The 11772-nt window shown below is 43.7% G+C and carries 8 protein-coding genes; 7 read left to right on the top strand and 1 reads right to left on the bottom strand.

Features of this window, described 5'->3' with window-relative positions:
• Nucleotides 1-354 precede the first annotated feature (354 nt).
• The 4 genes from H6571_10320 to H6571_10305 all read left to right on the top strand — a co-directional run bounded on the left by H6571_10320 (nucleotide 355) and on the right by H6571_10305 (nucleotide 4304).
• Nucleotides 355-1998, top strand: a complete 1644-nt coding sequence (locus tag H6571_10320; GenBank protein ID MCB9324118.1) for a M1 family metallopeptidase — start codon at nucleotides 355-357, stop codon at nucleotides 1996-1998.
• A 63-nt stretch (nucleotides 1999-2061) separates the two neighbouring features.
• Nucleotides 2062-2385, top strand: a complete 324-nt coding sequence (locus H6571_10315; protein ID MCB9324117.1) for a T9SS type A sorting domain-containing protein — start codon at nucleotides 2062-2064, stop codon at nucleotides 2383-2385.
• A 10-nt stretch (nucleotides 2386-2395) separates the two neighbouring features.
• Complete coding sequence (locus tag H6571_10310; GenBank protein MCB9324116.1) at nucleotides 2396-3091, top strand: hypothetical protein; 696 nt, start codon at nucleotides 2396-2398, stop codon at nucleotides 3089-3091.
• 151 nt (nucleotides 3092-3242) lie between these two features.
• A complete protein-coding gene (locus tag H6571_10305; protein MCB9324115.1) occupies nucleotides 3243-4304 on the top strand; it encodes a 3-deoxy-7-phosphoheptulonate synthase in 1062 nt (353 codons plus the stop codon).
• A 287-nt stretch (nucleotides 4305-4591) separates the two neighbouring features.
• Here H6571_10305 and H6571_10300 read toward each other — a convergent pair whose 3' ends face one another.
• Complete coding sequence (locus tag H6571_10300) at nucleotides 4592-5236, bottom strand: PorT family protein (GenBank protein ID MCB9324114.1); 645 nt, start codon at nucleotides 5234-5236, stop codon at nucleotides 4592-4594.
• 441 nt (nucleotides 5237-5677) lie between these two features.
• On the opposite strand from H6571_10300, the gene H6571_10295 reads away from it, so the two are divergent.
• From H6571_10295 to H6571_10285, 3 genes are all read left to right on the top strand, one after another.
• A complete protein-coding gene (locus H6571_10295; protein MCB9324113.1) occupies nucleotides 5678-8887 on the top strand; it encodes a PD40 domain-containing protein in 3210 nt (1069 codons plus the stop codon).
• Between the two features lie 202 nt (nucleotides 8888-9089).
• The gene (locus H6571_10290; GenBank protein ID MCB9324112.1) at nucleotides 9090-10889 is read left to right on the top strand and encodes a serine hydrolase; all 1800 of its coding nucleotides are present in this window, start codon (nucleotides 9090-9092) and stop codon (nucleotides 10887-10889) included.
• A gap of 195 nt (nucleotides 10890-11084) precedes the next feature.
• A complete protein-coding gene (locus H6571_10285; protein MCB9324111.1) occupies nucleotides 11085-11741 on the top strand; it encodes a hypothetical protein in 657 nt (218 codons plus the stop codon).
• Nucleotides 11742-11772 lie beyond the last annotated feature (31 nt).

Here is an 11772-nt window from a genome sequence, read left to right as displayed (position 1 = left end):
GGGAAATGTAAAATTTAGAATGATAAATTAAAAATGTAAAAGTGTTGATTTTCAGTGATTTACATGATTAAAATTGTCAATTTTTTTTTGAACTGTTCCTAAGATGATTTGATACTAATATACTGTGACTCTAAAGATACTATAGTGCTAAGATAATTGGATGCCGGGGATTTCCAAAGTGGAAAAGCCCCCCTTTTGTGTAGAATGGTAAAAGACTAATGATTAAAGGCTAAAGAGCCCTCCTTAATCACTTGTAAAGGGTACAGTTTTGTTGAAAGGAGTGTTTTCTTCTTTTCGGTAGTTTTGTTTGCTAAAAACCTTTAATTTAGCCTCTTTGATTTTATCTATTAAAAAATGAAATACATGAAAAGCTTTTTAACCGTCATATTGTTGTTTTTGGTGACTCTGACTTTCGGGCAGCAAACGGAATTTACCCACCAGGATACCCTGCGTGGAAGCATTACCAAAGAACGAAGCTGGTGGGATCTTGAGCATTACAATTTACAGGTGACGATCAACCCTGCTGACAGTACGCTAAAAGGAACCAATACGATTATCTATAAAGTGCTCAAACCTTATCAGGTGATGCAGATTGACCTGCAGCCGCCCATGCGTATTACTTCTGTGTTGCAGGGTAAATCTTCCCTGGCTATCAGGAAAGATGGCAACGCTCATTTTATTGAAATCAAACAGAAACAAAAAATAGGCGCCACCAATGAAATTACGATACATTTTGAGGGGAAACCCCAGGTAAGCAAAAGGCCTCCCTGGAGTGGTGGGGTGACCTGGGCCAAGGATGACAACGGCAATGATTTAGCGGTGACCACCTGCCAGGGGGACGGTGCCAGTCTTTGGTGGCCCTGTAAAGACCACATGTATGACGAACCCGATAATGGGATGCTCATCAGCCTTACGGTGCCGGAAAATTTGACGGGAGTAGCCAATGGCCGGTTGAAAAAAACGGTACAAAACGATGATAAAACCAAAACTTTCATTTGGGAGGTAGTCAATCCGATCAATAACTACGGGGTCAATTTCAACGTGGGCGATTACGTTCACTTTTCGGAACAATACCATGGCGAAAAAGGCATGCTGGATTGTGATTACTACGTCCTTTCCTACAATCTTGATAAGGCCAAAAACCAGTTCCGTGAAGTGCCAAGAATGCTGGAAGCTTTTGAACGCTGGTTTGGCCCGTATCCTTTTTACGAGGACGGGTACAAGCTGGTAGAGGTGCCTTACCCGGGTATGGAACACCAGAGTTCTGTCACTTACGGCAACGGCTATAAGAACGGGTACGGCGGTCGGGATGTGAGCGGTACGGGTATTGGGATGGAATTTGATTTCATCATCGTCCACGAATCCGGCCACGAATGGTTTGCCAATAACATTACCTACCGGGATATTGCGGATATGTGGGTACACGAAGGATTTACTGCCTATTCGGAAAGCCTGTTCGTAGATTACCATTTCGGGCCTAAATATTGTAATCAATACGTCATCGGCACCCGCCAGAACATCAGGAATGACCGCCCCATCATCGGGGTGTATGATGTAAATTATCCCGGCTCGGGGGATATGTACTCCAAGGGTTCTAATATGTTGCACACCTTACGCCAGATAGCGGGAGACGACAAGCTTTGGATGAGGGTGCTTCGCGGGCTTAACCAGCAGTTTTATCACCAGACCGTTACCAGTAAACAAATTGAGGATTACATCGGAAGAATGCTCAATCGTGACCTTGGCCCTTTCTTTGACCAATACCTGCGCGATACACGGGTTCCCATATTTGCCTTCAGTTTTAGCGGAGGAGAGTTTTTATATCGCTGGGAGGATTGTGTGGAAGGATTTGATATGCCCATAAAATTTGGCTTTGACGGTGACATGCAATGGCTGGAACCTACCACCGAATGGCAAAGCATGGATTATCCCCAGGATTTTGGCCGGTATGAACTGGATCCTAATTTTTATGTGATCATGATGAAGACACAGAAATAGATAACGTACAGGGCATAACTTAGCTTAAGTTATGCCCTGTACGTTATCCTCAAAAAAAAATATATGACCAAAAATTTAATGGCTCTCCTCTTGATATTAGCCCTTTTTTCGTGCAATAAAGAAGTGGAATTCATAAGCCTTCCACCTTTCACCGTTTATCCCAACCCATTCACCGATTCTTTTTTGCTGACACTTGATGCCAATATTCAAGGGGAGTCGAATGTACGTATTCTTACCGGCAATGAAGAAGTGGTGGTAGAAATAAACAACATAACTCCCGGAGGCAATTTTGCAGTGGATATGCGTGATCAGGAAAAGGGAATCTACTACGTAGAATTGGTTTATGAGGGAGAGACCTTTATTCATCCTGTTTTAAAAGCCGAATAAAAGCAAAACCATGGATTTCAATTTTAAGATAAAGGCGGGAATACTATTATTGTTCCTGGTCATTTCAACCTTTGGATATCGCCTGGAAGCGCAATCCTGGTCTATTCATATTAACGCCAACGAAACTTACCCCCTCAGTAATGAGTTGCTGGGGCAATACCCGATGCTGTGGTATTCTTCCAGCGAGGGCAGAGGGGTATTGGTAGGCGGGTTTGGTTTGGGCGTTTCGTATCAAACGGCCTTGAATGAGAAGTTCAGGATCAAGTACCAGGTCAATGGCCAGCGGTTCAGGTTTTATGACGAACCTACTGTTTTTAATGATTATAACGGGCAAGCCCTTGGTGGAATTATTGGCATCAACACCAATCTTAATCTCAGTGGATTTGCCTTACCCTATCTTGAAATTTTGCCTGATAAAAATATTTCATTGGGGGCCGGACTTGGGCTGCGTGGGGTGTTTTATTCCAAAACAGATTATGGCACTGCGGTGGTGAATGGCATAACAACGACATTGAAACTCAACAATAAATCCCTGGCGCCCTTGGTGTTGATCCTTCCGGTGGAAGTTTCCTGGGCTCCGGGCCGTTTTTCTGTGGCGACGAGAGGTGAATTCTCGGTGACGAAAACGTCCAGGTTGTCGGCAAAGAATGATCGTAGTTTTGTCGTTTTTGTGGAGTTGGGCTATCGGTTTATGGAGAAGAAGTAGGCTGGCTTTTTTATTTTTCATACCACCCTAATTTGGTATTTTCTATTACCCCATTATGTTTCCCCAATAATAACTTTTACTTTCATGCCTTGTTTTGAGGCAGGGCTTTTCCTTGCCAGCACTTTTTTGAATAAAATAAGCAGCCATAGTCATGACCGACAAGAGAATTGAAAACCTAAACATCAGCGAAGAACAACCCATCATCACCCCGGCAGAACTCAAAAAATTATACCCCCTGACGGAAAAAATTATCCATACTGTGATGACCGGACAAACGACGGTGAAGAATATTCTTGCCCGCGAAGATAAGCGTCAGCTTGTGGTGGTGGGGCCCTGTTCCATTCATGACATACAAGGGGCCAAAGATTATGCCCGTCGCCTCAAGGCCCTGGCCGATGAACTCGACGATACCCTTTATCTCGTGATGCGGGTTTATTTTGAAAAACCCAGGACCACCGTCGGCTGGCAGGGGCTTATCAACGATCCTTTTCTCGATAATAGCTACGCACTGGAAGAAGGGCTGAAACGCTCCCGGGAACTGCTCACCTACATTGCCGAACTCGGATTGCCGGCTGCCGGCGAAGCTCTCGATATCGTAACGCCTCAATACATACAGGACCTCTTTTCCTGGACAGCCATTGGCGCCAGGACTACAGAATCCCAGAGTCACCGTAAAATGGCCAGCGGATTCTCTTCGGCAGTTGGTTTCAAAAATGGAACGGACGGCAACGTCAAAATAGCCATACAGGCTTTGGAATCCGTAGCTTCGCCTCACAATTTCGTCAGCATTCACCCCGATGGCCGCGTAGCCGTGGTGCGTACCAACGGAAATCCTTATACCCACCTTATCCTTCGCGGGGGAAAAGTACCCAATTACGATGCCGAAAATATAGCTCAATACGAGGCCATCCTTAAGGAAAGGGGATACCCTCAGCGTATTATGGTGGATTGCAGCCATGACAACAGTAGCAAAAAGGCAGCCAACCAACCGGCTGTGCTGATGAATGTCGCCGACCAGATCGCCAAAGGCAACCAGTCGATCATGGGCGTCATGCTGGAAAGCAATATCCATTTTGGGAAACAATCCATTCCTGTTGATTTAAAGGAACTTCAATATGGCGTTTCTGTCACTGATGAATGTCTGGGCTGGGATCAAACGGCTGAGGTTTTACGCCATTTCCGGGAGCGGTTACGCGGAACGGTTTTGGATTGAATTTGATACGATGATGGTCTGATACTTTGATATTATGATGGTTTGATGCTGCATGTTATGATGGTTTGTTGAAGATTCCCGGTTCAAAGTTTAAATGGAGCATCGCGACATCCTCGATAAAATTATCGGGATTGTTAAATAAACACTCTCGGTTAAAAAAGGCTCGTTATGACATCTTGTCGTAGATGAACCAAAGCAAAGGACTCCAGTCCTGAAGCTGTGTTAAAATATCTTCCCGTAATCACTGCATGCTCGTGCATGAAGCTGTTCTCTTACACATCCGCCCATCAATTATTATCCATTGAAAACAAATACCCCGCGCCTAGTTGAAAGTTTCGGTTGAATAATTTCGGCTGATTTTCCATTGGTACACCATTGGCATCTGTGAAAATAATTTTACTAATATCTGATAATCCGTAATTATAAGAGGCTATTAGGAAAAAACGTCCGAAATACCCTTTTACACAACCTGTCATGCCAAAATCAACCGGTTTAATAACCTCTAAATCTTTCAAACTTGTCCATTCATCTTTTTCAGCTTTAATAGAATAATCTAGCAGAATACCGAAATTAATCCCCACGCCCACGGCAAAATTTTTGTTTAAGCTGTATTCAATTCCTGGTAAAATATCAATATAGCTGTATTTGGCCCTTAGAACTGCTTCCGATTCAGTATAGTCAATTTTGTACCCTTTAGGAGAATACTGAATATCGCCTTTTATAGCGACTTTGGGCGAAATATCATATTTTGAGGTTATGCCGAAAAAATAGTTAAAATCAGGCTTGACACTTCCATATTCTGGTTCTTGTGATCTGGTACGTTTTTCAGAAGAAATATTGAGACCGTTTGACAACCCAATGGAAAATTGTCCGTTAACAGTAGTTTGGAACATAAAAAATCCCATTACAAAGAGCAGCGCATTCTTTTTCATAAGGAAAAGTTTTAAAGGTGATAAAGCAGAATCAGATCTAAGACAAAACCATAACGTCTTTTGTATCGGCCAAGTGAATGTTATTTTAATTTTAACTTTTTACGGGTGAATTTCTTCACCTCTCTATAGTTTCTGCTGCTTGAAAATAACCATATAATTCATGCTTCAGATCATAATAGTTCTCGCCTATTCACTTGCCAGGATCAGGATTTCGTAATTCTTAGGAAAACACCCCGTGAAAAAAGCTCGTTACGATATCTTGTCCTACGCGGACAAAGGCAAGGGACTCCTGCCCTGGTGCTGCAAGAAAATATCCCCACTCATCTTCTCATCTATACATTTCGTCGAAACCCTAATCGTTTTTGCATAAAAAAAGGTATTATTGTGTATCCAAGCCCTACTGGTTTGGAGGAGTTTTATTATTGCACAAAATCACCTGTTATGACCTTATTAAAACACTTTTTTGCATTAACAACACTTTTCCTTTCTGCTGCCACGTCCTACAGCCAATTGGAGGGGAGTAAATTCACACTCGACCCCGTCCTGACGCCGGATGCGGAGACCATAATTTTTAGTAATGATGGGGATCTTTGGAAAGTATCTGTCGACGGTGGAGAAGCGACCCGACTTACGGCAATGGACGGAGAAGAAACCCGCCCCAATGTAAGTCCTGATGGAAAATGGCTGGCTTTTAGCGGCACCCAGTACGGCAATAAGGATATTTTCCTCATGCCTTTGGAGGGTGGAACTATTCGTCAACTGACTTACCACCAGGCTAGTGATGATGTGGATTCCTGGAGTTGGGACAGCCAGACGATTTATTTTACGTCCAACCGGTTCAACCGGTTTTCCGGGTACAGTATCAGTATCGAAGGAGGAACCCCAAAACGTTTGTTTGATCATTATTTTGATAATGTTCACAACGTGGCCATTCATCCCAAAACGGACGAAATTTACTTTAATGAATCATGGGAAAGCAAATATTTTGCCCATCGCAAACGCTACAAGGGAGATTATAACCCGGATATAAAATCCTACAATCCCGCAACAGGAGATTTTAAAGTCTATACCACCTATAACGGCAAGGATTTTGGCGCGACCATCGATAAAAAAGGAACGGTTTATTTCATGTCGGATGAAGCCAACGGGGAATACAATCTCTATACCTTCGATAAAGGTAAAAAGAAGCAGCTGACCAAATTTGAAACGTCGATATACTGGCCAAAGGTAAGCGCCAACGGTAAAAAGATCGTTTTTAGAAAAGACTACCAGGTTTTCGTTTATGATGTGGAAAAAGGAAAAACCATCAAGCCGGACATTCGCCTGTTTAATAACTATACCATTGATAAATCCGAGGACTATGATGTAAAGGGCAAGATCAATAATTTTGCAGTCTCTCCGGACAATAAAAAACTGGCCTTCGTCTCCAGGGGGCGGTTGTTTATTTCGGATATAAAAGGCAAATTCGTTAAGGAAATTATCACCGATCCCAAACAGGCTGTCAGTGAAATAGCCTGGTTGAAAGACAATAAAACACTGCTCTTTACCCAAACTGCCGGAGGGTACTACAATTTATATTCCGTAGCCGCAGATGGCTCCTCTCCTGTCAAACAACACACCAGCGACAGCCAGAACAACCGCAACATTTCCATGAACAGCGATCGCACCAAAGCCGTTTATTTCAGCGGCAGGAACGAGGTGAGACTTTTAGACCTTGAAACCCTGACGAGTGAAACCATTGCGACCGAAGAATTGTGGGGCCTGTATAACCCACAACCTTATTTTTCACCGGACGACCGCTACATCGTATTCAATGCTCACAGGGACTTTGAACAGGATATTTTCGTTTACGACCTCGAAAACAAAACCCTGGAAAACCTTTCCAAAACGCGGGTTTCCGAAAATAATCCGTTCTGGTCACCCGACGGGAAGTACCTTTATTTTTCTTCCGACCTGTTACAACCCAGTTATCCTTACGGTACCCAAAATGAACATATTTTTCGCATTAAACTCGATAAGTTCGACGACCCTTTCAAATCGGATAAGGTAGATGAGCTTTTCAAGGAAGAAGAAAAGAAGGAGGATAAAAAAGATAAGGATAAGACCGACAAGGAAGGGGAGGAAACGGACAAACCGGCGGAAGGAGAAAAAGCCGACAAGGAAAAAGATAAAAAGGAAAAGGTCAAAGTGATGATCAACCAGGAGGGATTGATGGACCGCATTGAAGAGGTCGGACCCTCTTTTGGAGAACAGTCCAGTCCATACGTCATCCAGAAAGAGGAAAAAACCTATATTTTTTATACTTCCAATCATGCTGAGGGCGATAGTTACCTTTGGAAGACCACCCTGGAACCCTTTGAAAAACCAAAGACAGAAAAGGTCTCCAAGGAAAAAATGGGCGGTTTCGGGATAGAAAAAGCCAAGGACAAATACTACCTGGCTACCGGGGGCAACATTTACACCTTCGATCCGGATGGCAGCAAAATGGAAAAAATTGAAATCGACTTTATTTTCCGTAAAACCCTTTCCGACGAATTCGAGCAAATGTTTTACGAAGCCTGGGCCGGCATGGAAGAAAATTTTTATAACGAAACCTTCCACGGTCAAAACTGGCAGGCTCTGAGAGATCGTTATGCGGCTTTTTTGCCCTATATCACCGATAGAGCAGAATTGCGCCTCTTATTCAATGATATGCTTGGGGAGCTCAATACTTCTCATTTTGGGTTCAATTCCAACGGAAAAGAAGAGAAAACTTATTATGGTTTTGAAACGACAGCAACGGGGGTGATGTTTGAAAATGATGATCCCTTCAAGGTTAAGGGAATCATCAAAGACAGCCCTGCCGATGTGAAGGATAAAGACATCCAACCCGGGGATGTGCTGGTAGCGGTGAATGGCCGCCCCGTTGATGCCACCCAAAACAGAGAGATGTATTTTTCCAATCCTTCACGTGACCCGGAAGTCAGTCTTACCTTCGACCGAAAGGGAACCAAAGTGGAGGTGAAATTGCATACGACAAATTACTTCAACATCAACAACCTGCTCTACGATGAATGGGAGGATGCCAATCAGGCGTATGTCGATGCCAAGTCCAATAAAAAAATCGCCTACGTGCATATGAAAAATATGGGCAGGGAAGAGTTCAATAAATTTAAAAGAGATATTGTTGAAGAAGGGGCTTACCGCGATGGACTGATCCTCGATTTGCGATACAATACCGGTGGAAATGTCCATGATGACGTATTGCGCCTGCTGAGTCAGAAAACGTATTTGAAGTGGAAGTACCGGGAAGGCCAACTCACCTCCCAGTCCAATTTCGGACCTTCCGACAAGCCCATCGTTTTGCTGATCAACGAACAATCCCTTTCGGATGCAGAGATGACCGCTGCAGGCTTCAAGGAACTGGGACTGGGCACCATTATCGGAACGGAAACGTATCGATGGATCATTTTTACCAGTGGCAAGGGCCTGGTCGATGGGTCGTTTTATCGACTCCCTTCCTGGGGTTGTTATACGCTCGACGGCAAAAATCTCGAAAAAACCGGGGTCAGCCCGGATATCCGGGTGGAAGAGACTTTCAAAGACAGAATTAATGGCAACCAGCCACAACTGGACAAAGCCATCGAAGTGATTAATAAAATGTTGAAATAAAGCTACTCGTTGCTGGTTACTTGAGATGACACCTTTTTCAAAACAAGTGGCCTGCCCGGCGAAGATGTCACCTCAAGTAACCAACTAACCAGTAACCAACTAACCAGTAACCAGTAACCAGTATCGAGATGACACCTTTTTCAAAACAAGTGGCCTGCCCGGCGAAGATGTCACCTCAAGTAACCAGTAACCAGCAAAAATCATGAGAGAAATAATTTTCACCCTTAGTATGATCTTTTTCGTGACCCTTTTATTTGGTCAAAAACAGGAAAAACGGCTTGCCGGCATTGATAAAGCATTACAGGAAGTGCTGGAAACGTGGAAAACACCCGGTTTTGCCGTGGCTGTCGTCGAAAAAAATAAAATCATTTATGCCAAAGGATTTGGATACAGTGATTATGAAAACAAAGTACCGGCTGATGCCAATACCTTGTTCGCCATTGGCAGTTGTACCAAGGCATTCACCTCTTCCCTTCTTGGTCAACTGAGAGAGGATGGGGAAGTTGATTTTAACGAAAGTCCGCGCACCTATATCCCGAAGTTGAAATTTTTCAATCAGGAGATGGACAACAACATCAAAGTAAAAGATATGATGTGCCACCGTACGGGACTGCCGCGACATGACTTTTCCTGGTATCTGTTTCCAACGGATTCGAGGGATTCCCTGATCCAAAGGATCCAATACCAGGAGCCTTTCGCGGAGGTGCGGGAGCAATGGTATTACAACAATTTTATGTTCATGGCCCAGGGAGTGATTGCAGAAGAGGTCACCGGTAAAAGCTGGGAGGATAATGTGCGGGAAAGGATATTCAAACCACTGGGCATGGAGCGCTCCAATTTATCCATTGTCGAACTGGAAAAGAGCAAAAATGTTGCCCTCGGGTACGAAACCAAAGAAGATGGCACCATCAAAAAAATGGATTACTACCGTATCCGCGGCATGGCTCCTGCGGGTAGCATCAACAGCAGTGTCAATGAGATGGCCAAATGGGTACAAACCTGGATCTACGGCGGCCATTACAATGATGAATCTATCCTTCCGACCCCTTATGTTTCCGAGGCTATGAGCTCGCAGATGGTGGTGGGCGCCGGCTTGCCCGGAAAGGAAAACCCTGATCTGCACATGGCTACTTACGGCTACGGGTGGTTTCTTTCTTCCTATCGTGGCCATTACCGGGTGGAGCACGGGGGCAACATCGACGGGTTTTCAGCCAATACGTGTTTTTTCCCAAGCGACAGCATCGGCATCATTGTTTTGGTCAACCAGAATGGCTCTTCTGTGCCGTCTGTAGTCAGGAATATCCTGGCGGATAAAATCCTTGGTTTGTCCGCAGTAGATTGGAATAAGGATATCCGGGAACAATACGATAAGGCCATGAAAAGCCAAAAGGAAGCCGAAGCATCCTCTTCATCCAATCAGAAAAAAGGGACCAAACCGTCCCACCAGTTGATTGAATATGCCGGCATTTATTCCCATCCGGGGTATGGAAGTTTTGAGCTGGTATTGGTAAGGGATTCTCTTTTTGCCAAATTTCCACTGGACAGTAATTATCTGGAACATTATCACTACGATGTTTTTCAGCCACACAATATTGAGGACGGGGTAATTGATACCACAAAGTCTCCCGTTTTGCTGAGTTTTACCACCAATACCGCCGGGGATATCGACGGGGTAACCATCCCGGTTGAACCTACTCTTGATGCGATGAAATTTAAGCGTACCCCGAAAACCATCGAGGTGGCTTCAGGGCAACTGGAGCAATATGCAGGGGAATATGAGCTGGCCGGTACCACCATCAAAATTTACATCAAAAATGAAAAGGTGTTATACGCTTTCGTCCCCGGCCAGCCGGAGTATGAATTGCTGGCTACGGGGAAACACAAGTTCACTATCAAAATCCTGGAAGGATACAATTTAGAGTTTGTGGAAGGGGATGACGGGAACATCAAGCAGGTGAAGTTTATACAGCCAAACGGGACTTTTACCGCCACAAAAAAATAACATTAAATGGGAGGTTTTTGTATTGAACCAGTAAGTTCAAGTATTTATTAAAACTATGTTCTGGTTAAGGCAGATATAACTAACTCATTTAGAAGGGACTCCATTTTTTTTTTGACGCTCAGCCAAATTTATAATGTTTAAAATCTTATATTGCGGGTTAGAACATCTAGTTAAACAACCTAACACTACTCTATTATGCCTGATAACGAACAATTCAAAACCGTTTTGCATGACGCAAAACTCATCTGCCGTCAAAAATTCGAAGTTGTCAAAGAAAATTTTGGACAAGATCACACGGATGTGGTTGCCATACAGGGTGAATTGAAGTCCGTTTATGGCCAATTTGATAATCCGGCCGTCTGGAGCCAGCAACTCACCTATGATCAAACCGAAATAATGAACCTCATTTTGAAAGTGGGTGTTGCAGATCCTTCTGATCTGGATAATTTTCTCAAGGTTACCCGCGATCTGCTTAAACTTTTAAAAGAAGAAATCCTTAAAAAGCCTTTGGCAGCGATTGCCGGTATGTTGCCTTCCGATTGGAATACGAAAACGCTCGATGCCCTCAGACTTACCCACCAAAGGATAGCCGGCAGGGAAACGTATTTTAAAAATCATGGACAAGACCTGAGCCAAAACGACCAGTTTACGAAAATTGATGAAGAGCATAATACTCGGGCAGCTGCATATCGACTGGCCTTAAACGGTAATATTATTGAATCGAGCCAAACCGATGTCATTCTCATCACCAGGTATGGCGAATTGATTAAAGCTGCCGTGGCCGTTCCTGTTTTTATTGCCTTATACAAAGGATTTAGCGACTTTATCAAAACTAAATTACCCGCTGTTTAATATTTAAGGCACTTCAATGATCATCTTTTTT

The sequence above is a fragment of the Lewinellaceae bacterium genome, assembly GCA_020636105.1.
Taxonomy (GTDB): domain Bacteria; phylum Bacteroidota; class Bacteroidia; order Chitinophagales; family Saprospiraceae; genus BCD1.
This window is presented reverse-complemented; position numbering and strand designations above follow the sequence as displayed.

What these genes read in the sequence shown, in the direction of transcription:
- H6571_10295 (MCB9324113.1), top strand. Translation starts at nt 5,678, where the DNA reads ATGACCTTATTAAAACACTTTTTTGCATTAACAACACTTTTCCTTTCT.
- H6571_10285 (MCB9324111.1), top strand. Translation starts at nt 11,085, where the DNA reads ATGCCTGATAACGAACAATTCAAAACCGTTTTGCATGACGCAAAACTC.
- H6571_10300 (MCB9324114.1), bottom strand. Translation starts at nt 5,236, where the DNA reads ATGAAAAAGAATGCGCTGCTCTTTGTAATGGGATTTTTTATGTTCCAA.
- H6571_10290 (MCB9324112.1), top strand. Translation starts at nt 9,090, where the DNA reads ATGAGAGAAATAATTTTCACCCTTAGTATGATCTTTTTCGTGACCCTT.
- H6571_10320 (MCB9324118.1), top strand. Translation starts at nt 355, where the DNA reads ATGAAATACATGAAAAGCTTTTTAACCGTCATATTGTTGTTTTTGGTG.
- H6571_10305 (MCB9324115.1), top strand. Translation starts at nt 3,243, where the DNA reads ATGACCGACAAGAGAATTGAAAACCTAAACATCAGCGAAGAACAACCC.
- H6571_10315 (MCB9324117.1), top strand. Translation starts at nt 2,062, where the DNA reads ATGACCAAAAATTTAATGGCTCTCCTCTTGATATTAGCCCTTTTTTCG.
- H6571_10310 (MCB9324116.1), top strand. Translation starts at nt 2,396, where the DNA reads ATGGATTTCAATTTTAAGATAAAGGCGGGAATACTATTATTGTTCCTG.